21 protein-coding genes are annotated in these 22,037 nt (G+C 66.5%); 14 read left to right on the forward strand and 7 right to left on the reverse strand.

Translation table 11 applies throughout. The features are described from left to right. Positions 1-84 precede the first annotated feature (84 nt). On the forward strand, positions 85-1,431 hold the full coding sequence (locus LDO86_RS04150; protein ID WP_018769582.1) for an MFS transporter: 1,347 nt from the start codon (positions 85-87) through the stop codon (positions 1,429-1,431). A gap of 24 nt (positions 1,432-1,455) precedes the next feature. Further along, positions 1,456-2,274: a triose-phosphate isomerase family protein gene (locus tag LDO86_RS04155; RefSeq protein WP_018769583.1), complete on the forward strand. Its 819-nt coding sequence runs from the start codon at positions 1,456-1,458 to the stop codon at positions 2,272-2,274. Here the strand turns inward: LDO86_RS04155 and LDO86_RS04160 are convergent. Together LDO86_RS04160 and LDO86_RS04165 are read right to left on the reverse strand one after the other, a co-directional pair. Next, positions 2,232-2,714 carry an SRPBCC family protein gene (locus LDO86_RS04160; RefSeq protein ID WP_018769584.1) on the reverse strand — a complete coding sequence of 161 codons (483 nt, stop codon included), beginning with the start codon at positions 2,712-2,714 and terminating at the stop codon, positions 2,232-2,234. The genes LDO86_RS04155 and LDO86_RS04160 overlap by 43 nt on opposite strands. Beyond that, complete coding sequence (locus tag LDO86_RS04165; RefSeq protein WP_018769585.1) at positions 2,714-3,073, reverse strand: metalloregulator ArsR/SmtB family transcription factor; 360 nt, start codon at positions 3,071-3,073, stop codon at positions 2,714-2,716. The genes LDO86_RS04160 and LDO86_RS04165 overlap by 1 nt, the downstream gene beginning before the upstream one ends. Positions 3,074-3,455: 382 nt before the next feature. Here LDO86_RS04165 and iolC point away from each other — a divergent pair, with 382 nt between their 5' ends. From iolC to LDO86_RS04200, 7 genes are read left to right on the forward strand one after another with little or no spacing between them, the layout of a single operon-like run. Beyond that, positions 3,456-4,460: a 5-dehydro-2-deoxygluconokinase gene (gene iolC / locus LDO86_RS04170; protein WP_018769586.1), complete on the forward strand. Its 1,005-nt coding sequence runs from the start codon at positions 3,456-3,458 to the stop codon at positions 4,458-4,460. Beyond that, positions 4,457-5,392, forward strand: a complete 936-nt coding sequence (locus LDO86_RS04175; RefSeq protein ID WP_018769587.1) for a hypothetical protein — start codon at positions 4,457-4,459, stop codon at positions 5,390-5,392. Before iolC ends, LDO86_RS04175 begins: the two co-directional genes overlap by 4 nt. Positions 5,393-5,423: 31 nt before the next feature. Beyond that, positions 5,424-7,352 (forward strand): 3D-(3,5/4)-trihydroxycyclohexane-1,2-dione acylhydrolase (decyclizing), encoded by a 1,929-nt coding sequence (gene iolD / locus LDO86_RS04180; protein ID WP_018769588.1) that lies wholly within the window; start codon positions 5,424-5,426, stop codon positions 7,350-7,352. A 37-nt stretch (positions 7,353-7,389) separates the two neighbouring features. Further along, complete coding sequence (locus LDO86_RS04185) at positions 7,390-8,916, forward strand: CoA-acylating methylmalonate-semialdehyde dehydrogenase (RefSeq protein ID WP_018769589.1); 1,527 nt, start codon at positions 7,390-7,392, stop codon at positions 8,914-8,916. Positions 8,917-8,938: 22 nt separating this feature from the next. Continuing rightward, the gene (locus LDO86_RS04190) at positions 8,939-9,850 is read left to right on the forward strand and encodes a sugar phosphate isomerase/epimerase (protein WP_018769590.1); all 912 of its coding nucleotides are present in this window, start codon (positions 8,939-8,941) and stop codon (positions 9,848-9,850) included. Between the two features lie 32 nt (positions 9,851-9,882). Then, the gene (locus LDO86_RS04195; protein WP_018769591.1) at positions 9,883-10,896 is read left to right on the forward strand and encodes a Gfo/Idh/MocA family oxidoreductase; all 1,014 of its coding nucleotides are present in this window, start codon (positions 9,883-9,885) and stop codon (positions 10,894-10,896) included. A gap of 32 nt (positions 10,897-10,928) precedes the next feature. Beyond that, the gene (locus LDO86_RS04200; RefSeq protein ID WP_043424989.1) at positions 10,929-11,804 is read left to right on the forward strand and encodes an MFS transporter; all 876 of its coding nucleotides are present in this window, start codon (positions 10,929-10,931) and stop codon (positions 11,802-11,804) included. A gap of 65 nt (positions 11,805-11,869) precedes the next feature. On the opposite strand, the gene LDO86_RS04205 is transcribed toward LDO86_RS04200, so the two are convergent. Further along, positions 11,870-12,319, reverse strand: a complete 450-nt coding sequence (locus LDO86_RS04205) for a MarR family transcriptional regulator (protein WP_018769593.1) — start codon at positions 12,317-12,319, stop codon at positions 11,870-11,872. A gap of 172 nt (positions 12,320-12,491) precedes the next feature. On the opposite strand from LDO86_RS04205, the gene LDO86_RS04210 reads away from it, so the two are divergent. Further along, positions 12,492-13,694, forward strand: a complete 1,203-nt coding sequence (locus LDO86_RS04210; protein WP_018769594.1) for an MFS transporter — start codon at positions 12,492-12,494, stop codon at positions 13,692-13,694. Between the two features lie 13 nt (positions 13,695-13,707). On the opposite strand, the gene iolB is transcribed toward LDO86_RS04210, so the two are convergent. Further along, a complete protein-coding gene (iolB, locus tag LDO86_RS04215; RefSeq protein ID WP_018769595.1) occupies positions 13,708-14,601 on the reverse strand; it encodes a 5-deoxy-glucuronate isomerase in 894 nt (297 codons plus the stop codon). 17 nt (positions 14,602-14,618) lie between these two features. Continuing rightward, a complete protein-coding gene (locus LDO86_RS04220) occupies positions 14,619-15,359 on the reverse strand; it encodes a GntR family transcriptional regulator (RefSeq protein WP_026265818.1) in 741 nt (246 codons plus the stop codon). A 266-nt stretch (positions 15,360-15,625) separates the two neighbouring features. Here LDO86_RS04220 and LDO86_RS04225 point away from each other — a divergent pair, with 266 nt between their 5' ends. After that, complete coding sequence (locus LDO86_RS04225; RefSeq protein ID WP_134165621.1) at positions 15,626-16,759, forward strand: LOG family protein; 1,134 nt, start codon at positions 15,626-15,628, stop codon at positions 16,757-16,759. 3 nt (positions 16,760-16,762) lie between these two features. Here LDO86_RS04225 and LDO86_RS04230 read toward each other — a convergent pair whose 3' ends face one another. Then, positions 16,763-17,923 carry a VIT1/CCC1 transporter family protein gene (locus tag LDO86_RS04230; RefSeq protein WP_018769598.1) on the reverse strand — a complete coding sequence of 387 codons (1,161 nt, stop codon included), beginning with the start codon at positions 17,921-17,923 and terminating at the stop codon, positions 16,763-16,765. A gap of 266 nt (positions 17,924-18,189) precedes the next feature. Between LDO86_RS04230 and LDO86_RS04235 the strand changes: the two genes are divergently transcribed. Beyond that, complete coding sequence (locus tag LDO86_RS04235) at positions 18,190-18,411, forward strand: hypothetical protein (RefSeq protein ID WP_018769599.1); 222 nt, start codon at positions 18,190-18,192, stop codon at positions 18,409-18,411. Between the two features lie 91 nt (positions 18,412-18,502). Here LDO86_RS04235 and LDO86_RS04240 read toward each other — a convergent pair whose 3' ends face one another. Further along, positions 18,503-20,023: a sodium:solute symporter gene (locus LDO86_RS04240; RefSeq protein WP_018769600.1), complete on the reverse strand. Its 1,521-nt coding sequence runs from the start codon at positions 20,021-20,023 to the stop codon at positions 18,503-18,505. 258 nt (positions 20,024-20,281) lie between these two features. Here LDO86_RS04240 and LDO86_RS04245 point away from each other — a divergent pair, with 258 nt between their 5' ends. Next, positions 20,282-20,857 (forward strand): cupin domain-containing protein, encoded by a 576-nt coding sequence (locus tag LDO86_RS04245; RefSeq protein ID WP_018769601.1) that lies wholly within the window; start codon positions 20,282-20,284, stop codon positions 20,855-20,857. 113 nt (positions 20,858-20,970) lie between these two features. After that, on the forward strand, positions 20,971-22,035 hold the full coding sequence (gene speB / locus LDO86_RS04250) for an agmatinase (protein ID WP_018769602.1): 1,065 nt from the start codon (positions 20,971-20,973) through the stop codon (positions 22,033-22,035). The last annotated feature ends 2 nt before the right edge of the window (positions 22,036-22,037 follow it).

Here is a 22,037-nt window from a genome sequence, read left to right on the forward strand (position 1 = left end):
CGCATCACGAAGACCGGAGCCACCACCAACATGCGGGCCGCCGGCCCGCGGAAACCACCACGTCACCACTCGAAGGAGAGTGTTGTGTCCGAAACCACCGCAACATCCAAGGAACTTCTGGCCCGTCCGGTCCTGAAGTCCGCGATCTTTAAGGCGGCCCGCCGGCTCATGCCGATGCTGGTCATCCTGTACGTCGTTTCGTTCCTGGACCGCACCAACGTCGGCTTTGCCGAGGCGGCCCTCGGGGCGGACAAAGGAGTGTCCGCCGCAGCCTTCGCCCTGGGCGCCGGCATCTTCTTCATTGGCTATGCGATCTTCGAGATCCCCAGCAACCTGCTGCTCAAGAAGGTCGGCGCCAAGATCTGGCTGGCGCGCATCGCCATCACCTGGGGCATCGTTTCGGCGTGCTTCGCCTTCGTCCAGGGCGAGACCTCGTTCGTGATCCTGCGTTTCCTCCTCGGCGTGACCGAGGCCGGCCTGTTCCCCGGCGTGATCATGTACCTGGCCGAATGGTTCCCCAACAAGGTGCGCGTCCAGATGTTCGCCATCTTCTACCTGGCCCAGCCGTTCTCCCAGATGATCGGCAACCCCCTCTCCGGCTGGCTGATCAACATCGGCGACCAGGTGCCGGGCCTGCGCGGCTGGCAGGTCATGTTCTTCGTCGAGGGCCTGCTCGCAGTCCTGGCCGGCATCGCCGCCTTCTTCTTCCTGATCAACGGTCCTGAAAAGGCCAAGTTCCTCAGCCGGGAGGAGAAGTACGCGCTCAAGGAAGTCATGGCACTGGAAGACAACATCAAGGACCAGACCGGCCCCCGCGGCATCCTCGCCGCCATGCGCAACGGCCGGGTCTGGTACTTCACCGCCATCTACTTCTGCCTGCAGATCGCCGTCTACGGCGTGACGTTCTTCCTGCCGCAGCAGGTGTCGTCCCTGACCGGGCAGAAAGTGGGCCTCGCCGTCGGCCTGCTGATCGCGGTCCCGTGGTTCTTCGGCATCTTCTCCTGCTACTTCATCGGCCGGGCGGCTAACACCGTTGCCAAGCGGCGGAAGTTCGGCACCATCCTGTTTCTCTCCACCGGCCTGTGCATCTTCGGCTCGGCCTGGGCGGGAACCAACCACCAGCCGGTCCTGGGCATGATCTTCATAACCCTGGCAGTCTGCAGCTTCCTCGCCGTCGGTCCGGTGGTCTGGTCCTACCCAACCGCGTTCCTCGCCGGATCCGCAGCAGCGGCCGGCATCGGCCTGATCAACTCGCTGGGCAACCTGGGCGGCTTTGTGGCCCCGATCCTGCGGACCGCCGTCAACGAGGCCACGCACTCGCCCACGGGATCCATGGGTGTGTACGCCCTGGGCGTCCTGCCCTTCGTGGCCGCCGCAATGATGTACGCCACCAAGCGGTTCAAGAACAAGGCCGACGACCTGCTCGACTGAGCACCACAAGTAAGAGGAAACCCAATGCCCACCTCCGGCAGCAGCACAGGCAACGGCACCGTCCACATCGGCGTCAGCACCAAAATGTACCTGGGTTACCAGGCAAGCCTGCGCTGGCTGTCGGAGGTGCGCTCCGTTGTGGACGAAAGGCCCGGGCTGGGTGCGCATTCCGCCCAGGACGCACCGGTCCGGGTCTTCGTCATCCCTTCCTTCCCCGTCCTGGAGCCGGCCACACGGATCCTGGCCGGCTCACCCGTCCTGCTCGGCGCCCAGAACTGCGCCTGGGGGGACGGGCCCCTCACCGGGGAAGTCAGCCCCGGCATGCTGGCCGAACTGGGCGTCCAGCTCGTCGAGATCGGCCACGCGGAACGCCGCAGCCTGTTCGCCGAGGACGACGCCGTGGTGGCACGCAAGGTGCGTGCCGCCGTCGACAGTTCCCTAACCCCGCTGCTTTGCATCGGTGAGCCGGACAGGCTCGACGCCGGTGCTGCCGCCGACTTTTGCGTGCGGCAGGTCCACGCCGCTACTGGCGGCGACCCCAGCCTCCTAAGCTGCCTGGTCCTGGCCTACGAACCTGTATGGGCTATCGGTGCTCCGGCACCCGCCCCGCCGCAGCACATCAACTCCGTGTTGACCCTGCTCCGGGCCGCACTGGGCCCGGGCTGCCCCCTGATCTATGGCGGCAGTGCCGGGCCAGGGCTGCTGCCGCAGCTTCCCGCAGCGAACGGACTCTTCCTGGGCCGTTTTGCGCACGACGCCGCCAACCTTGGCCGCGTGCTGGACGAAGCCCTCGCCCTGGCTCAGACCCGCGCCCCGGCCAGCAATTCCTCCAGCCGCTCGTAGCCCTCGCTCAGGCCGCCCTCCATCCCGGACTGGGCCATGCCGTCGCGCGCCTCCTGGCTTGGGTAGACGGAGTGGCCCCGCAACCGGGTCCTTCCGTTGCCCAGGTCCTCAAACGTCATGAAGTCCAGGCTGACCACATCCGGGTATCCGCCGAACTCAAAGGTCTGGATGGCGAATTCGTTGTCCCGGACGGTGTGGAAGATGCCCTTGAACTCGTAGGCCACACCGTCCGGTCCTGTGTGCAGGTAGCGGTAGCTGCCGCCGGTGCGGAAATCGTAGTGGTCGATCTCCATTTTCAAGCCCCGCGGGCCCAGCCACTGGACAATCAGGTCCGGTTCTTTGTGGGCGCGGAACACGTCCGCCACCGGGAAATCAAACTCGCGCTCGTAATCGATGAAGGGGACGCCCTCAGGAACGCTGAGTTTCAGGGAATTGCTCATCATGACTCCTTGGAGGATTTGTCGCCGCTGTCCGCAGCGTTTGACCTAAGAATGGCGTCGAGGTTGCGGAACTGGCCTTCGCGGACCAACCGGTACCGGTCAATCCAGGCGGTCAGCTCCTCAAGCCGCGCCGTGTTCAGGTGGACGGGCCTGCGCTGTGCATCCCTGCTTCGGGTCACCAGCGCTGCCTGCTCGAGCACCTGGATGTGTTTCGAAACCGCTTGTTTGGAGATTTCGAACGGTTCTGCCAGTTCGTTCACTGTTGCCGGGCCCCGGCTGAGCCGGGCGATGATGCTTCTCCGCACGGGATCTGCCAGGGCCATGAAGGCCGAGTCCAATGCCGCACTTTCAGGGTTCATTGCCTGCCCGTTTCTAATCAACCTCCAGGTTTATCAACCTTTAGGTTGTTTAAGCATAAGGGTCCCAGGGTGACGATTCAAGACCCGCGTCTTCAGGGATTCCGGCTACGTGGAAAACAGTGCCCGGTGGCTGGTCCTTCGGCTTCGGCTGCGCGCAGTACGCACGGGAGAGTTGGCCGTCGCTAAAAAGTAGTTCCAGCACCCGCAATATTGGGACAGGGGCGCCCGGCAACTTTACTTGTAAGTATGTCAGTACAAACTTTTGACAGGACATTGGATCTAAGGCAAAGTAGTGCCTGTGGCCCGCGCCACGGCCTGCCAGTCCCGGAACTCCTGCCCCGCGAAGGATCCGCGTTCCACACCAGAAAGGTCCACGATTCCCGTGACCCACGAGCTTCTTACGATCGGGCGCATCAGCGTTGATATCTACCCGAACGACATCGGGGTTGGCCTGGAGGACGTTAATTCCTTCGGCAAATACCTTGGCGGTTCGCCCTCCAACGTCGCTGTTGCCGCCGCCCGCCACGGACGCCGCACCGGGGTCATTACCCGGACCGGGGATGATCCGTTCGGCGCCTACCTGCACCGCGAGCTGCGTAAGTTCAACGTCGATGACGCCTTTGTTACCCCGGTGAAGGACTGGCCCACGGCGGTGACCTTCTGCGCGATCAAGCCGGCCACGGACGAGTTCCCGCTGTACTTCTACGGCCGGTTCCCCACCGCTCCGGACCTGCAGATCAAGGCTGAAGAGCTGGACCTGGACGCCATCCGTGAGGCCGGGATCTTTTGGTCCACGGTGACCGGCCTGTGCCAGGAGCCCTCGCGATCAGCGCACATTGCCGCGCATGAGGCGCGGCCGCGGACCGGGCTGGCTGAGGGCCAGTTCACCATCCTGGACCTGGATTACCGGCCGATGTTCTGGGCTTCCGAGGAGGAGGCCCGGGCCGAGGTTGCCAAGGTCCTGCCGCACGTCACGGTCGCGATCGGCAACGACAAGGAATGTGCCGTGGCAGTCGGCGAGGGGACTCCCGATGAGCAGGCGGACCGCCTGCTCGCTGCCGGCGTGGAAATCGCCGTCGTCAAGCTCGGCCCCGAAGGCGTGATGGCCAAGACCCGCACCGAACGCGTGGTCTCCGCGCCCGTCCCGGTGGAAACCCTCAACGGCTTGGGTGCCGGCGACTCCTTTGGCGGCGCCTTCTGCCACGGACTCCTCTCCGGCTGGCCGCTGGCACAGGTCCTGGACTACGCCAACGCCGCCGGCGCCATCGTCGCCTCACGCCTTTCCTGCGCCGACGCCATGCCGACGCCGGAGGAGGTCACCTCGCTGCTGGCCGAACGCGGCCGCGCGGTTCCGGGCGCCTCGATTCCCGAAGGAGCAGCACTGTGACCCTCACCTCTCTTGCTTCCAACAACGCTGTGGACGACGATCCGCGCCGCTATGAGCACCTGAGCACTATACGGCTGGAAGACCCTGGTGCCGTGGCCCGGGCGGCCAAGTCCCGCCGGCGCCACCCCGGCCTGAAGTCGGGGCGGCAGAACTTCATCGTCGCCGCCGACCACCCCGCCCGCGGCGCCCTTGCCGTCGGCAGCGACCCCGTGGCCATGGCTGACCGGCGTCAGCTGCTGGACCGGCTGCAGATCGCCCTGGCCAACCCCGCCGTCGACGGTGTCCTGGCGTCCCCGGACATCATGGACGACCTGCTGCTGCTGGGCGCCCTGGACGGCAAGCTGGTCTTCGGTTCCATGAACCGCGGCGGCCTCTCCGGGCTGGTCAACGAGTTCGATGACCGCTTCACCGGCCACACCGCCGCCGCTCTGGAGGCCCTGGGTGCTGACGGCGGCAAGATGCTCACCCGCATCTGCCTGGGCGACCCCGACACCGTGGCCACCCTGGAAGCGACCGCCAAGGCCATCGATTCGCTGGCGGAGCGCAAGCTGATTGCCATGGTGGAACCGTTCCTGTCGGTCCGGGAAAACGGCCGCGTCCGCAACGATCTGTCCACCAACGCCGTGATCAAGTCCATCGCCATCGCAGAGGGGCTGGGCTCCACCAGTGCCTACACCTGGATGAAGCTTCCCGTCGTGGCGGAGATGGAACGCGTCATGGCGGCCACCACCATGCCCACCGTCCTTCTGGGTGGAGACCCGGATGGGTCCCAGGACGAGGTCTTTGCGTCCTGGCAGGCGGCACTGGCGCTCCCGGGCGTCCAGGGCCTCACTGTTGGCCGGACGCTCCTGTACCCGGCCGACGGAGACGTCGCCGGCGCCGTCGCCAGCGCCGCTTCGCTCCTGAACCACACCACGGAAGTATCGGAGTAGCCTCCCCATGGACACAACAGGAACGCGCAGGATGACGGTGGCCCAGGCCGTCGTCGAATACCTGTCCAAGCAATACACCGTCGACAAGGTGGGCGGTGTGGACTACCGGGAGCGGCTGATCCCCGGCACGTTCGGTATTTTCGGGCACGGTAACGTTGCCGGTGTGGGGCAGGCCCTGAAGCAGTACCAGCAGCTGGACCCGGCCATCATGCCGTACTACCAGGGCCGGAACGAACAGGCCCAGGCGCACCAGGCCGTGGGGTATGCCCGGCATACCCGCCGCCGCCAGACCTTCGCCATCAGCACCTCGATCGGCCCGGGGTCCTCCAACCTGCTGACCGGTGCCGCTTTGGCCACGACGAACCGGCTGCCGGTGCTGCTGCTGCCCAGCGACACGTTCGCCACCCGCGCGGCAGACCCCGTGCTGCAGCAGCTCGAACAGCCCTACGCCTACGACATCACCGTTAATGACGCCTTCCGGCCACTGTCCAAGTTCTTCGACCGCGTCACCCGCCCGGAACAGCTGTTCTCCGCGTTCCACCACGGCCTGCGTGTCCTGACGGATCCGGCGGAGACCGGCGCCGTAACCATCTCGCTGCCTCAGGATGTCCAGGCCGAGGCGTTCGATGTCCCCGAGGAGTTCCTGGCCGAGCGGGAGTGGCGGATCCGCCGCCCCGACGCGGACGACGACGACATCGCCCGTGCCGCCGCGGCCATCCGTGCCGCGAAGCGCCCGCTGATCATCGCCGGCGGCGGCGTCCTCTACGCCTACGCCAACGACGAGCTCGCAAAGCTCGCCCAGCTGACGGGCATCCCGGTAGGCAACACGCAGGCCGGCGTCGGCGTCCTGCCGTGGGACCACCAGTTCAGCCTGGGTGCCATCGGCTCCACCGGTACGACGGCGGCCAACGCCATCGCTGCCGACGCCGACCTGATCATCGGCATCGGCACCCGCTACGAGGACTTCACCACCGCGTCACGCACAGCGTTCCAGAACCCCGGGGTGCGCTTCATCAACATCAACGTTGCCCCGATCGACGCGTACAAGCACGGCACCACGCTGCCGATCGTCGCCGATGCCCGCAAGGCACTGGTCAAGCTCAACGCAGCACTGGGCGGCTACCGGGTAGGCGCCGACCTGGAGCAGAAGGTCGCCGCCGAGAAAAAGCGCTGGAACGCCACTGTGGACGAGGCCTTTGACACCCGCTACACCCCGCTGCCGGCACAGAACGAAATCATCGGCGCCGCCAACCGGGCCATGGACGCTGCGGATGTGGTGATTTGCGCGGCCGGGTCCCTGCCCGGGGACCTGCACAAGATGTGGCGTGTCCGGGACCCGTTCGGCTACCACGTCGAATATGCCTACTCCTGCATGGGCTACGAAATCCCCGGCGGCCTCGGGGTCAAGCGCGCAGCCCTGGCCGAAGCCGCGCGCGGCGGCGAGCAGCGGGACGTCGTGGTGATGGTGGGGGATGGCTCCTACCTGATGATGCACACCGAACTGGTCACCGCCGTCGCCGAACGCATCAAACTGATCGTGGTCCTGATCCAGAACCATGGATACGCCTCCATCGGCTCCCTGTCCGAATCCCTGGGCTCGCAGCGCTTCGGCACCCGCTACCGGGCCCTGGACGAAGAACAGCACAGCTTCGACGAAGGGGACACCCTGCCGGTGGACCTGGCCCTGAACGCCGAGTCCCTGGGCGTGAAGGTCATCCGGATCGAACCCGGGGAGAAGGTGATCGCCGAACTGGAGCAGGCCATCCGCGACGCCAAGGCCGCCCCCGAGGGCAGCGGGCCCATCCTCATCCATGTCGAGTCCGATCCGCTCCTGGACGCACCATCCTCCGAGTCCTGGTGGGACGTTCCGGTCGCGCAGGTTTCCGAACTGGATTCCACCAAGCAGGCCTTCCATACCTACGTCGACCACAAGTCCCGCCAGCGCAAATTGCTCGGCTAACCCTCCTCCAGACACCCCCCCTCAAGGAAGAGTCCCCATGACTGCCACCACCCAGACCACCGATACCCAGACCACCGTGATCAACCACTTCATCAACGGCGCCGAAACCGCCGGCGCTGGCGACCGCACCACCCTTGTGTACAACCCGGCCACTGGGGCCGTGACCGGCGAGCTGCGCCTGGCCAACCGCGCCGACCTTGACGCCGCCGTCGCCGCCGCCCGGAAGGCTGCCGACAGCTGGGGTGACATCTCCCTGGCCAAGCGCACCGCCGTTTTGTTCAAGTTCCGCGAACTCGTCGCCGCCCACGTGGACGACCTCGCTGAACTAATCACGGCCGAGCACGGCAAGGTCCTCTCCGACGCCAAGGGCGAAATCGGCCGCGGCCTGGAAGTCATCGAGTACGCCTGCGGCATCCCCACCCTGCTCAAGGGCGACTACTCGGACCAGGTCTCCACCGGTATCGACGTGTTCAACTTCCGCGAGCCCCTCGGCGTGGTCGCCGGCATCACCCCGTTCAACTTCCCGGTCATGGTGCCGCTGTGGATGGCCCCGATGGCGATCGCCACCGGCAACGCCTTCATCCTCAAGCCCTCCGAGCGCGACCCCTCCGCGTCCCTGCTGCTGGCCAAGCTCTGGAAGGAAGCCGGCCTGCCCGACGGCGTGTTCCAGGTCTTGCACGGCGACAAGGAAACCGTCGACGGGCTGCTCACCCACCCGGACGTGGACGGCATCTCCTTCGTCGGGTCCACCCCGATCGCCCAGTACGTCCACGAAACCGCCACCAAACACGGCAAGCGCGTCCAGGCCCTGGGCGGGGCGAAGAACCACGCCATCATCCTGCCCGACGCCGACCTGGACAACGCCGCCGACCACCTCGCCGCCGCCGCCTTCGGCTCCGCCGGCGAACGCTGCATGGCCATCTCCGTCGCCGTCGCCGTCGGGGACGCCGCCGACCTTCTGGTCAAGAAAGTCGAAGAACGCGCCCTGGCCGTGAAGGTCAACAACGGCACCGCCCCCGACGCCGAAATGGGGCCGGTCATCACCCCGGCCTCCAAGGAACGCATCGTCAAGATTGTCACTGAGGCGGAAACTGCCGGCGCGGCCATGGTGGTGGACGGCCGCGACCTGGTGGTCCCCGGCCACGAGAACGGCTTCTGGGTGGGGCCTACCGTGATCGACCACGTCAAGACCGAAATGACGGCTTACACGGAAGAGATCTTCGGGCCGGTCCTCGTGGTGGTCCGCGTTGACACCCTCGAAGACGGCATCAAGCTGATCAACGCCAACCCCTACGGCAACGGCACCGCCATCTTCACCTCCTCCGGCGCCGCCGCCCGCAAGTTCCAGCGCTCCGTCACCGTCGGCATGATCGGCATCAACGTGCCCCTCCCGGTCCCCGTGGCCTACCACTCCTTCGGCGGCTGGAAAGCATCCCTCTTCGGCGACAAACACATCTACGGCCCCGAAGGCGTCTCCTTCTACACCCGCGGCAAAGTCGTCACCTCCCGCTGGCCCGAAACCCACCACGCCTCCGAAGCCTCCTACAACTTCCCGTCCAACTAACACCCAGAGAGACAACGCTGTCATGACTGAGAACAAGCTGATCATCGGCACGGCGCCGGACTCCTGGGGCGTCTGGTTTGCGGACGATCCGAAGCAGACCCCGTGGGAACGCTTCCTCGACGAAGTGGCCGAGTCCGGCTACAAGTGGATCGAACTTGGCCCGTACGGCTACCTTCCCACCGACCCAGCCCGCCTGGCGGAGGAACTCAAGCAGCGCGACCTGAAAGTCACCGCCGGCACCGTGTTCACCGCCTTCCACCGCGGCGTGGACCAGTGGGAGACCGCCTGGGAGCCGGCCCGCAAGGTCGCCGAACTCACCGCGGCAATGGGCGGCGGGCACATCGTGGTCATTCCGGCCATGTGGCGCGACGACGTCACCGGCGAGGCCGTGGAGAGCGGCACCTTGAGCGACAAGGCCTGGAGCGACCTGTTCACCGGCCACAACCGCCTGGGCAAGACCCTGCTGGAGGACTTCGGCCTGAAGCAGCAGTTCCACTCCCACGCTGACTCCCACGTTGGCGCGCAGGAGGACATCGAAACGCTGCTGGCAGCTACCGATCCGCAGTACCTGAACCTCTGCCTGGACACCGGCCACGCGGAATACTGCGGTGCCTCCAGCCTGGAGCTCATCAAGAACTACCCGGACCGCATCGGCTACCTGCATTTGAAGCAGATCAATCCGGACATCCTCAGGCGAGTCAACGAGGAAAACATGACCTGGGCCGCGGCCAACCTCGCCGGCGTCATGACCGAACCGCCGAGCGGGCTGCCCGACCTCCGCGCTGTCATCGAGGCCGTGGAAGCCCTGAACCGCCCCATCTTCGGGATCGTGGAACAGGACATGTACCCGGTTGCCTTCGACGTCCCGATGCCGATCGCCAAGCGCACCCGCAACTACCTGCTGACCTGCGGCTCCCGCACCGCCGTCAACTGACCTCTTCCCGCCAACGCCAAAAGGACCAAACAATGACTGAAACCCTCCGCGTCGCCGTCATCGGCGCCGGCCGCATGGGCGCCGACCACATCCAGCGCCTCAACAAGCGGATCCATGGCGCCGAAGTGGCCGCCGTCGTCGACGTCGACCTCGCCCGCGCCGAGGCCGCCGTCGAAGACATCCCCGGCGCAGTCGCCCTGGCCGACGCTGACGAAGCCCTCAACAACGGCGACGTCAACGCCGTTCTCATCGCCACCCCGGGCTTCCTGCATCAGGACATCCTGCTCAAGGCCATCGCCAGGGACATTCCGATCCTCTGCGAAAAGCCGCTGACCCCGGACGCCGAATCCTCCTGGAAGATTGTCGAAGCCGAAGTGGCGCTGGGCCACCAGCGCATCCAAGTGGGCTTCATGCGCCGCTTCGACGCCGAATACGCAGCGCTCCGCTCCATCATCCGCAACCATGAGCTGGGCGAACTGCTGATGCTGCACCACCAGCACCGCAACCCCAACACCCCTGAGGGCTTCACCAACGAGATGCTCATCAATGACTCCGTGGTCCACGAATTCGACGCCATCCGGTTCTTCACCGGCGAGGAAATCACCAGCATCCAGGTCCGGCTGGGCAAGCCCACCCGCAATGCTCCCAACGGCCAGCACGACCCCCAGCACGTCCTGATCGAGACCGAGTCCGGCGTCCTGGCGGACGTCGAGATCTACGTCAACGCCAAATTCGGTTACGAGGTGGCCACCCAGGCCTCCTTCGAGGACGGCATCGTCAGCATCGGCGGCGACAAGGGTCCCTACACCCGCAGTTCCGGCCGCTGGGGCGGCAGCGTCACCCCAGGCTTCGAAGAGCGTTTCGGCGCCGCATACGACGTCGAAATCCAGTCATGGGTGGACGCTGCACTGAGGGGCGAAATCGGTGGCCCCTCCGCCTGGGACGGGTACGCCACCGCGGCATGCTGCGAGGCAGGCGTCGAGGCGCAGAAGAACGGCGAAAAGGTCGCCGTGAAGCTGGCTGCGAAGCCCGACCTCTACAAGTAGGACAGGAGAAGGGGACGGAGGGGAAAACGACCATACGGCAGCCCGGCAACCACCAGCGCGCCCTGCGGACCGCCACGATCATCTCCACCTTTGGCGGCCTGCTGTTTGGCTACGACACCGGCGTAATCAACGGCGCGCTGCCCTATATGCAGCAGGATCTGGGCCTCACCCCGCTGACCGAGGGCCTGGTGGCCTCGTCCCTGTTGTTCGGCGCCGCGTTTGGCGCCCTGTTCGGCGGCCGCCTGGCAGACCGCAACGGCAGGCGCGGGATGATCATGGTCCTGGCAGTTGTCTTCCTGCTGGGCACCCTGGGCGGCACCTTCGCGCCGAACACCGAAGTGTTATTCGCCGCGCGGTTTATCCCGGGGCTTGCCGTGGGCGGGGCATCCGTTACCGTTCCGGTCTACCTGGCCGAGATATCGCCGCGCGACCGGCGCGGCCGGATCGTCACCCAGAACGAACTCATGATCGTCACCGGGCAGTTGCTGGCCTTCATTTTCAACGCCTACGTGGGCAACTCCTTCGGCGAATCGCACGGCATCTGGCGCTGGATGCTGGTCATCGCCACCCTGCCGGCCATCGCGCTGTGGATCGGGATGAACGTCATGCCCGAGAGTCCACGCTGGCTGGCCTCGACCCCGTTGAAGATCCGTGGGCTGAGCATGGGCGCGTCGGCCTTCCTGCTGTGGATCGTGAACTTCCTGATCGGCTTCGGCTTCCCGCAGCTGCTTGCGGCCATCGGGATCTCCAACACGTTCTTCGTGTTCGCCGTGCTGGGTGTTGGCGCCATCACCTTTGCCGCCAAATACGTGCCCGAGACCAAGGACAAAAGCCTGGAGGACCTGGAGCACTACTTCAAGAATGTGGCCGGCAGCAAGGCCGGGGCCGCCGCGGCGAAGGTTCCCTGACCGGACCAGCGCCCCGCTGCTCCTTGCAAAGCCCCTATGAGGATCCTCAAAGGGGCGTTGCTGTCTTATGCGCGCGCATGCAGCCCGGGCAGTGCGTCAACCAGCGGTGCGAGTTCCGGCATGGTCATCGCCTGGCCGAGGGCCCGCTCAAGCGTGGCATCGTGGACGGGCCGTGCTTCCTCAAGGAGGCGCAGGCCGGTGGGCGTCAGTTCCGTATAAATTCCACGGCGGTCGTCGTCGCACAGGATCCTGGTCAGGAGGCCGCGGTCCTCAAGCCGGTTCACCAGCCGGGTGGTGGCGCTGGGGCTGAGCGCCGTGGCACGCGCCAACTGCTGCATCCGCATGTGCCAGCCGTCCTGCCGGCTGAGGGCGTCCAGCACTGTGTACTCCACCACGGAGAGCTTCGACTCTGCCTGGAGGGAGCGCTCCAGCTCGCCTTCGATCAGCCCATGCAGGGCCGCCAGGGTGCGCCAGCCCTGGGCGCGGACCTCGACGGCGTCGTCCTTGATGCCCATGGTTGCTCCTTTACGAATTGTCCCGGCGGGAGAGCCCTCCGGCAGCCGCGGGTAGAGATAGTTGCTTGCGCGGCATATTTGCATGTGCAACAATAAATACCGCGCCTGCAACTATCTTAGGCGCCTTCCACTTCACGGAACAACCACACGTACAGCTCAAAGGAGCATTCGCATGCCTGTTGGCCTGATAGCACTCGCCCTGGGCGGGTTTGGCATAGGACTCACGGAATTCGTCATCGCCGGCCTCCTCCCGCAGGTGGCAACCGACTTTGGCGTCACCGAAGCGGAGGCCGGCTGGTTCATCTCCGGCTACGCACTCTCCGTGGTGGTGGGCGCGCTGGGCCTGACGGCAGCCGTGACGCGATTCCAGCGCAAGCCCGTACTGGCCGCACTGCTGGTCCTGTTCATTGCCGGAAACCTGCTTTCCGCCACTGCTGACGGTTACTGGCCAATGATGCTGGGCCGCGTTGTTGCCGCCCTCTCGCACGGCGCCTTCTTTGGCATCGGGGCAGTGGTGGCGGCCGGCATGGTCCCGCCCAGCAAGAAGGCAGGCGCCATCGCGCTCATGTTCACGGGACTGACCGCGGCCAACGTCCTTGGCGTGCCGTTCGGGACGTTGCTGGGCCAGGCGGCCGGCTGGCGTGCCACCTTCTGGGCCATCACGGTCATTGGCGTGGCTGCGCTCGCTGGCATCCTGGCCCTGGTTCCCAAGCCGGCCCGTGAAGCGGGGCAGGCGGGAAGCCTCCGCTCCGAGCTTCGGGCCTTCCGCTCCGGCCAGGTGTGGCTTTCCATCCTGGTGACCATCCTCGGCTTCGGCGGCATGTTCGGCGCATTCACCTACATTGCGTACACCCTCACCGAGGTGTCCGGATTTGCGGCCTCCACCGTGCCATGGCTGCTCATTGTCTTCGGGGCGGGCCTCTTCGCCGGCAACACCCTTGGCGGCAAAGCCGCAGACCGCAACGTGGACCGGACGCTCCTGGTGGTGCTCGCCGCGCTGGCCGTGGTCATGGTGGTGTTCGCTCTGACGGCCGCCAGCCCTGTCCTGACGGTCATGTCGCTGGTCCTGATGGGCGGCTTCGGCTTCGCCACCGTGCCGGGCCTGCAAATGCGCGTGATGAAGTATGCCTCCGGGGCTCCCACCCTGGCCTCCGGCGCCAACATCGGTGCCTTCAATGTGGGCAACGCCCTGGGCGCCTGGCTGGGAGGGGTCACCATCACCGCCGGCCTCGGCTACACCTCACCCATCTGGGCGGGCGCCGTGATCACCGTTGCGGGCCTGGCCGTCATGGCGTTCGCCGCCGCCGCGGCCAAGCGGGAACGGCAGCTTGAAGGCCAGGTGCCGGTGCCTGTCGAGGAGCTGGCCAGCCGCTAGGCGGCGGGGTTCCTTAGGCACCGAACGGAAGCCGCGGGTCGATGTTTTGGGTCTCCCAGGTCTGACGCACCCAGCCATGGTGGGGATCGTCGCTGATCAGCCATTCCCGCACCGGGCCCGGACCTGCCATGACGTTGAGGTAGTAGAGGTCGTAGCCGGGCGCGGCCATCGCCGGGCCGTGCCAGCCGTAGGGGACCAGGACCACGTCGCCGGTGCGCACCTCGGCCGACACATCGATGGGCCGCTCATCGGAGGCGTAGACGCGCTGGTACCCGATGGCGTCGGCGTCGGGTGGTGCTGCGGAGCCGGACGCCACCTGGGTTTCGAAGTAGTAGATCTCTTCGAGCTGGGTCTCGCCGTCCTTTTCCTCGTCATGCTTGTGGGGAGGGTAGGAAGACCAGTTCCCTGCGGGGGTGAGGACCTCGCAGACGATGAACCGGTCGGCCTCCAGCGCTGCCGGGGTGCCGAAGTTGTGGACCTGGCGCGAGCAGTTGCCGGCGCCGCGTAGTTCCACGGGGGTCTCCGCGGCATGGACCAGCCGGGTGGGGTAGGAGGCTTTCGCGGGGGCCGTGGCCACTGCCACCCTGCCGCCGTCGGCGGATTTGATCCTCACGGCGCGTCCGGCGCCGGAATAAAGGACGTCGCTGGGCCCGGAGAAGACCGAGGGCCGGCCCGCCAGGGGATAGTCGGTGCCGTCAACCGTCACGGTGAAGGCCCCGTTGAGGGGCACCACGATCCGTTCCTCGTCCGCGGCGGAGAGTTCGACGGCGGCACCGGCCGGCACCGTGGCCACCTTCAGGCCGGTGTGCGCCCAGCCGTCCACGGCGAGGGAGGAGTCGGAGGTTCCGATCGAGATGTCCCATTTGCCGTCAGCGGCGGTGCCCAGGGGGTAAACCCAGTTGGTCATGGAGTTGGCTCCTTGGATTATCGCTGTACGAGAGTCATTTCAAAACTGTAGGAATCGGCGCGGTACACGTGGTGGCCCGTTTCCACGCGCCGCCCGGTGTCGTCGACGGCAGTACGTTCCATGGTGACCAGCGCGGATCCCGGCGTCGTGTCCAGCATGGAGGCCTGGTAGTCGTTGGCATTGACGGCGCCGATGCGCTGGTTGGCCAGGCGGAAGTTGACCCCGCCGCGCCGGAGGATCGAGTACAGGCCTTCAGCGGCGAGCATGGCCTCATCCATTTCCGCGATGTCGTCCCGAACCCAGTTCTCCATGAGGGCCAGCGGATTGCCGCCTACCTTCCGGAGCCGGGTGAAGTGATAGACCTTTGAGCCTGCCGGAAGCTGCAGTGTTGCCCGGGTGGCGTCGTCGGCTTCAATGTGGGAGAAGCTCAGGACTTCGGTGGTGGGTTTCTTGCCGTCGTTGGTGAGGTCGTCGTAAAGGCTGGAAAGCTCGAGCGGACGGCGCACCTGGCTGGAGACCACCTGGGTTCCCACGCCGCGTTTACGGACCAGGAGTCCGGAGCGGACCAGCTCGTCCATGGCCTTGCGCATGGTGGGCCGGGACAGGTTGAGCTGGGCGGCCAGGTCGATTTCGTTCTCCAGCCGGCTTCCGGGTTCCAGCACCCCGCTGTAGATGGCCGCTTCGATGCCCTGGACCACCTGGTGGTACAGGGGCACGGGAGAAGAGCGGTCGATGCTGAGTCCCAGATTGTTCGCCACGGTGCGTTCCCTCATGTTCATGTCTGCGCGTCCGCCCGACCGGCGCCTGCGCCAGTGGCGCACTGCCACCATATGTTCGCTTGATAGGACATACTCTTCTTCCACGATCGTAACAGGCGCTACTCCCGGGTCAAGGGAGGCAGGCAGAATCAGGCGGGGTGGCAGGCTTCCGGTCCCCGGGAGAATTTGAGAGGCAACAAGGTCCGGCCAGCGTTGCCTTGCGTGGCCTAGGCTGGCTCCATGATGTGGACTGGAAGGCGGCAGCCGTGAATTTCGCCGGAAGCCTTGGTCCCCGTCCCCGCAACCTCGAGGTCCAGGATCTGGCCAGCTTCGACCGCCTGGTGGCCGGCGGCGCAGTTAACCTGCATGGCTGGCACGCGCAGTCGCTGGACCTGCGGGGCCGGTCGGCCGCCCTGAAGAGCGTCACCGTCGAAGGTGCCATGTTCCTCGGCTGCCTGTTCGACGACGGCATGGAAGGCAACCTGCGCAGCCGCGGTGCCCTGATTTTTCCCCGGCTGGAAGGCGTCCCCTTCGACCCCTACCGGGCATCGCTGTACTCCCCGGCTGAACTGTATGCCGGACTGGCATCGTCTCCCTACGAGGAACTGCCGGACGCCCGCATCTACCACTGGAGCATCCAGTCCGGCCAGCGGCGCCGCGTGGATGCGACCCTGGCCTCTGCCCTGCACGACCATGCCATCGGGGACGCGCTGGAAGAGCTGACGGGGTCGGCGGCCTGGACCCGCCGCTCCATCGTCGGGGTCATGGGCGGCCATGCAGCGCCGCGCGGCAGCCTGGAGTTCGCGGAGGCGGCACGGCTGGGCAGGCTCCTGGCCCTCCAGGGGTATTCGGTGGCTACCGGCGGCGGGCCCGGCGCCATGGAGGCGGCCAACCTGGGCGCTTACCTGAGCCAGGCGTCCGACGGCGACCTGGACGCAGCGCTAGGCACGCTTGCCGCGGTCCCCGGGTTCCGTCCCTCGGTGTCGGCGTGGGCACGCGCGGCGGCGGCCGTCGTCGAACGTCATCCGGGCGGGACTGCATCCCTGGGGATCCCCACCTGGTTCTACGGGCACGAACCGCCCAACTACTTTGCCACGCACATCGCCAAATACTTCGCCAACGCCATCCGGGAGGCCATCCTGCTGGAACTGTGCCACGGCGGAATCGTCTTCCTGCCCGGAGCAGCCGGGACCGTCCAGGAGATCTTCCAGGACGCCTGCGAAAACTACTATGGCGCCCGCGAGAAAGTGGCGCCCATGGTGCTGGTGGGGCGGCGCCACTGGGAGCAGGAGTACCCGGCCTGGCCCATGCTGCGCAGCCTGGCCGCCGGGCGGCCCATGGCGGACTACATTCACCTGGTGGATACGGTGGATCAGGCCGTGGAGGTCCTCCGGGGCTGAGCCCTATCCGACCGCCGTGCCGAAGAGCAGGCCCAGCAGGTAGGTGATGCCGGCGGCGCCGAGGCCGATGGCGAGCTGGCGCAGGCCGCGGGTCAGCGGGGAGGTGCCGGACAGCAGGCCGACGGCGGCACCGGTGGCCAGCAGGGCGATGCCCACCAGCACCCCGGCCACCACCAATGCGGCGACCCCGGTCAGGCCGAACAGGAACGGCAGGATGGGCACGATGGCGCCGGAGGCGAAGAAGCAGAAGCTGGACAGCGCCGCACCCCAGGCCGTCCCCACGGCCTCGTGCTGGTCCTCTTCCTCCGGCAGATCCGGCTGCAGGGACAGGCTGGGGTCGCAGTCGCAGGACAGCAGCCCCATGCGCTCGGCCACCCGGTGTTCCGCCGCCTCGCGGGACATCCCGCGGGCCAGGTACACCAGGAGGAGTTCGTTGTGTTCAAGGTCCAGCTGGGGCGCGGCCGCCAGCGTGATCTGCGTGGGGCGGGTGGCCGCCAGCAGCTCGCGCTGGGAACGCACGGAGATGAATTCCCCGGCGCCCATGGACATGGCACCGGCCAGCAGCCCGGCGATGCCGCTCAGCAGCACCACGGTGCTGGCCACGCCGGACGCCGCCATGCCCATCACCAGGGAGAGGTTGCTGACCAGGCCGTCGTTCGCGCCGAAGACCGCTGCGCGGAACGTACCGGCCAGGCGGTTGCGGCCGCGCGTTGCCAGGCCCCGCACCACTTCCTCATGGATCTGCTCATCGGCGGCCATGGCCGGAGTGGCGTTGGGGTCCTTGGCGTAGGGGGAGCGGCCCTCGGCGCGCTGGGCGAGGGCCAGCACGAACACGGAGCCAAAGTGCCGGGCCAGGAACCCCAGGAAACGGCTCCGCGCCGAGGCCCTCTTTGGTTTGCCCGCGTGGTCTCCCAGCAGGGCCAGCCAGTGGGCCTCGTGCCGGCCTTCGGCCTCGGCCAGGGCCAGGAGGATGTCCCGTTCCTCCCCCTCGCGGTTCTGGGCGAGGTCCCGGTAGACGGCTGCTTCCGCGCGCTCGTCCGCCAGGTATTGGCGCCACCGTTTGATGTTCGACGGCGAGGGCTGGCTTTGCGGGGTGCCGGCGGCCTCCGGGTGCGGGGTCCGGGAATTGGACCCGACGTTGTTGGACTGGGCGTGCTGCGACACTGGTAACTCCTGGGCTGGAAAGGGCATGTTTATCGCGCCTTTGCCTTGCCAGCGTACTGCGTATTTCCGCGGTTTTTTGGCTGGCCAACCTCGCTGGGAACTTTCGGTATGCCTTAAAAGCGGGGCCGATACCGCCCCCGTTGGCCACTCTTCCGGGCGCCGCCACGACTATTGACCCGTCCGCCCGGCGGGTGCTGTGATGAAGGTGTGGCGCATCCTGCGCCCTACCCTAAAGAGCACGTCAGGCGAATAACGGAGGTTGAATCATGAGCACCACCGGACAGCACCCGGACATGCCGCACCTGGACGCCGTGGAAGCGGACCCCGCCTACGATTACGCCGAGGATGCGCCGGTAGACGATGCGGACGCGGAGGACGGGGTCCTTGATGAAGGGGAACCGGTGGTCCAGCCGCCACCGATAGTCATCGACGCCGAAGACCGCGAGGTCCCGCTGGATGACGACGAGCCCCGCGACACTGAGGGGTAGGGACCCAGGAGGGTAGGACTTACGACGGCGGCGCCTCCTTGCGCGTGAATGCGAAAGGAGGCGCCGCCGTCGTGCTTAATGCTTAGTCAAGTCAGCGGCCGGCGAGGACTTCCTCGGGCGCTTCTTCCGGCTCCTGGCCGGCAACACGAAGCTGCCAGGCACGCATGACGGCGGGGTCCGTGGGGCGGGTAAGCAGCGAAGCCGTGATGTAGACAACCGCGGAGGCGATCAGGCCGTAGTAGATGGGCTCGTTGGCGTATATCCCGTCCAGCGGGGCCTTGGCGTTCACTTCCAGGATGATCATGGTGCCGAGGGTGATGACCGAACCGACAGCCATGGACGCGGCGGCTGCCACGCCGGTGCCCCGCTTCCACACCAGGCCGCCCAGGATGGCCACCAGCAGGCCGCCCACCAGGATGTCGTAGGCAATGGTCAGGGCCGCTACCACGTCCTTGGTGATGATGGCGATGACGATGGCCACAATGCCCAGCGCCAGGACCCAGATGCGGTTGGCCTTGACGTCGTGCTCCGGGTTTTCGGTGTCGCCGGTGTTGACGTCCTTGCCGAACCAGCCGGCAACGAACGGCAGGACGTCGGCACGGGCAACGGTGGCGGCGGCGATGAGGGCGCCGGACGCGGTGGACATCATGGCAGCCACGGCGGCGGCCAGGACCAGTCCGCCGATGCCGACGGGGAGCAGGTTCTGGGCCACCTCGGCGTAGACGTCGTCCTTCGCCGCGATCTTGACGTTGGCCAGGGCCACGTTGGCGGCCATGCCGATCAGCGCACCGGCCACGCCGTAGAGGATGCAGTAGATGCCGGCGGTGGCGCCGCCCCAACGGGCCACCCTTGGGGTCTTGGCGGTGAACACGCGCTGCCAGATGTCCTGGCCGATCAGCAGGCCCAGGGTGTAGACGACGAAGTAGGTGATGATCGTCTGGACGCCGATGCCGTCCATCTGGAAGAAGCTGGCATCCACGCGGCTGCGGATCCCGTCGAGGCCGCCCGCGGCGTTCAGGGTGAAGGGGAGCATGAGGAAGAAGATGCCCACCGTCTTGATCACGAACTGGACCTGGTCCGCAAGGGTGATGGACCACATGCCGCCGATGGTGGAGTACACCAGGACGATCGCGCCGCCGATGGCGATGGCCAGCGCCCGGTCCAGGTTGAACAGCACGACGAAGATGGTGGCATAGGCGCCGGTTGACGTGGCGCAGAGCATCAACGTGTACGCGAGCATGACGATGCCGGAGGCTTGGGTGGCCTTGCTCCCGTAGCGGAGGGTGAGCATCTGGGACACGGTGTAGATCTTCAGTTTCTGGATGGTCCCGGCGAAGAGAAGGCTCAGCAGCAGGACGCCGGCGCCAATGGCCACCACCAGCCACATGCCGGAGATGCCGAACTTGTAGCCAAGGCCCACGCCGCCCACCGTGGACGCCCCGCCGAGGACGACGGCGGCCATGGTCCCGGTGTACAGGAACGGTCCCAGGCGACGGCCGGCAACGAGGAAGTCGCTGTTGTTCCTGGTGCGGGATTTGCCCCACCAGCCGAAGGCCAGCATTGCGAGCAGATACACCACCACGATGGCGATGTTGATGGCACTTGCATCCATAGTTGGCTCCTTGGAGCTGTGGGCCGGGTGTGGTGCCGGGGGCGACGGCGCCCGGCACCGCCGCGGACGAACGGAGAGGGGTTCCTGGTATTGCCTTATAGGCAACAGGAGTTTCCAAAGACTAGAGTGTGACGGCTGCAACAGTCAAGGATCGGAACGCCGGTGCCGCTCCCGTGTGGCATGCGCGTGTCACAAAAGCGCCGCAGATTAGTATGGCTCGAGAGTGGAGCCGGACTGCCGGCCATGAAAGGTTCGTAGATGAAGGCACTGCCAGTTGAGCCCAGTAACGTCCCTGTTGCCATCGGCTCAAGGATCCGGGCCGCCCGGCAGTCCCAGCGGCTCACCATCGAGCAGGTTGCCGATGCCACCGGCCTGACAAAGGGTTTCCTCAGCAGGGTGGAGCGGGACCTGACCTCACCGTCGGTGGCCTCACTGGTGACGCTCTGCCAGGTCCTGTCCATTTCCATTGGCGACCTTTTTGCGGCACCCGAGACCCACTTGACCAAGCGGAACGACGGCCCCCGGATTTCGCTCGGCGGCCAGGGCATCGTGGAGCGGCTCCTGACGGCGCGCTCGGAGCGCAGGGTCCAGATCATCCAGGCCGTGATCGAGCCGCACGGCCGCGGCGAGTCCGAGCTCTATGCGGTGGACTGCGACGTGGATGTGCTGCATGTGATCAAGGGGTCCATCAAGCTGATCCTCACCAACGAGGAATACGACCTGAGCACCGGCGACACCGTAACCTTTCCCGGCCGCGAACCCCATACCTGGGTCAACCCCACGGACAAGCCCGTAGAGGTGCTCTGGGTCCTGGTGCCCGCCGCCAGCCGCTGACTTGTCCTCGGGGTTCGGGGGTAGGTTTGGTAAACACCTGATGCTCTAGGGGAAACAGGAGTGTATGATTGCAGTCACACCTGTCCCTTACCTCCTCGAAGGAGAGGCCTCCATTGGAAGAGCTGCGCATTGAAGCCAACGGCAACCTTGGCCCCATCGATTCATCCCGGATTCCCCGCTATGCCGGAGCTGCCACCTATGCCCGTCTTCCCCGCCTGGACCAGGTGGCCAAGGCTGACGTGACCGTGGTGGGGGTGCCGTTCGATTCAGGTGTTTCCTACCGCCCCGGGGCCCGTTTCGGCGCCAACCATGTCCGCGAGGCCAGCCGGCTGCTGCGTCCCTACAATCCCGCCTGGGATGTCAGCCCGTTCGAGAACATCCAGGTGGCCGACGCCGGCGACATGGCCGTCAACCCGTTCCACATCAACGAAGCCATCGAAACCATCCAGCAGAACGCGCTGGACCTCACCGCCGCCGGGAGCAAGCTGCTGACCCTGGGCGGGGACCACACCATCGCGCTGCCGCTGCTGCGGGCCGCTGCCGAGCGCGCCGGCGGGCCCATCGCCATGCTCCACTTCGATGCCCACCTGGACACTTGGGACACCTACTTCGGCGCCGAATACACCCATGGCACGCCCTTCCGCCGCGCGGTGGAGGAAGGCATCCTGGACACCGAAGCCATTAGCCACATCGGCACCCGCGGCCCGCTCTACGGCAAGAAGGATCTCGACGACGACCACCGCTTTGGGTTCGGCATTGTCACTTCAGCGGACGTCTACTACCAGGGCGTGCTGGAAACCGTCGCCAAGGTCCGCGACCGGATCGGCAACCGCCCGCTCTACATCTCGGTGGACATTGACGTCCTGGATCCGGCACACGCACCGGGCACCGGCACGCCGGAAGCAGGCGGCATCACCAGCCGCGAACTCCTGGAGATCATCCGCGGCTTCCGCGGCATGAACCTGGTGGGGGCCGACGTCGTTGAAGTAGCGCCCGCCTACGACCATGCCGAAATTACCGGTGTTGCCGCCAGCCACGTGGCGTACGAACTGGTGACCCTCATGGCGGACAATGCCGTTCCCGGGAGCCGCTTCGGAGCCGAAACGGGCTACCAGGCGCAGGCCCTGGGCCAGGAGGCCCGCCGTCCCGCCGGTTTCGCCGCGGCCACCAAGGAGTAGGG

Origin of the sequence: Arthrobacter sp. StoSoilB19, from assembly GCF_019977275.1 — a bacterium.
Classification (GTDB): Bacteria; Actinomycetota; Actinomycetes; order Actinomycetales; family Micrococcaceae; genus Arthrobacter.

Bases quoted from the DNA above. Each gene is read 5' to 3' on its own strand.
- LDO86_RS04155 (WP_018769583.1), top strand. From the start codon at position 1,456: ATGCCCACCTCCGGCAGCAGCACAGGCAACGGCACCGTCCACATCGGC.
- LDO86_RS04160 (WP_018769584.1), bottom strand. From the start codon at position 2,714: ATGAGCAATTCCCTGAAACTCAGCGTTCCTGAGGGCGTCCCCTTCATC.
- LDO86_RS04165 (WP_018769585.1), bottom strand. From the start codon at position 3,073: ATGAACCCTGAAAGTGCGGCATTGGACTCGGCCTTCATGGCCCTGGCA.
- iolD (WP_018769588.1), top strand. From the start codon at position 5,424: ATGACGGTGGCCCAGGCCGTCGTCGAATACCTGTCCAAGCAATACACC.
- LDO86_RS04185 (WP_018769589.1), top strand. From the start codon at position 7,390: ATGACTGCCACCACCCAGACCACCGATACCCAGACCACCGTGATCAAC.
- LDO86_RS04190 (WP_018769590.1), top strand. From the start codon at position 8,939: ATGACTGAGAACAAGCTGATCATCGGCACGGCGCCGGACTCCTGGGGC.
- LDO86_RS04195 (WP_018769591.1), top strand. From the start codon at position 9,883: ATGACTGAAACCCTCCGCGTCGCCGTCATCGGCGCCGGCCGCATGGGC.
- LDO86_RS04205 (WP_018769593.1), bottom strand. From the start codon at position 12,319: ATGGGCATCAAGGACGACGCCGTCGAGGTCCGCGCCCAGGGCTGGCGC.
- LDO86_RS04210 (WP_018769594.1), top strand. From the start codon at position 12,492: ATGCCTGTTGGCCTGATAGCACTCGCCCTGGGCGGGTTTGGCATAGGA.
- iolB (WP_018769595.1), bottom strand. From the start codon at position 14,601: ATGACCAACTGGGTTTACCCCCTGGGCACCGCCGCTGACGGCAAATGG.
- LDO86_RS04235 (WP_018769599.1), top strand. From the start codon at position 18,190: ATGAGCACCACCGGACAGCACCCGGACATGCCGCACCTGGACGCCGTG.
- LDO86_RS04240 (WP_018769600.1), bottom strand. From the start codon at position 20,023: ATGGATGCAAGTGCCATCAACATCGCCATCGTGGTGGTGTATCTGCTC.
- LDO86_RS04245 (WP_018769601.1), top strand. From the start codon at position 20,282: ATGAAGGCACTGCCAGTTGAGCCCAGTAACGTCCCTGTTGCCATCGGC.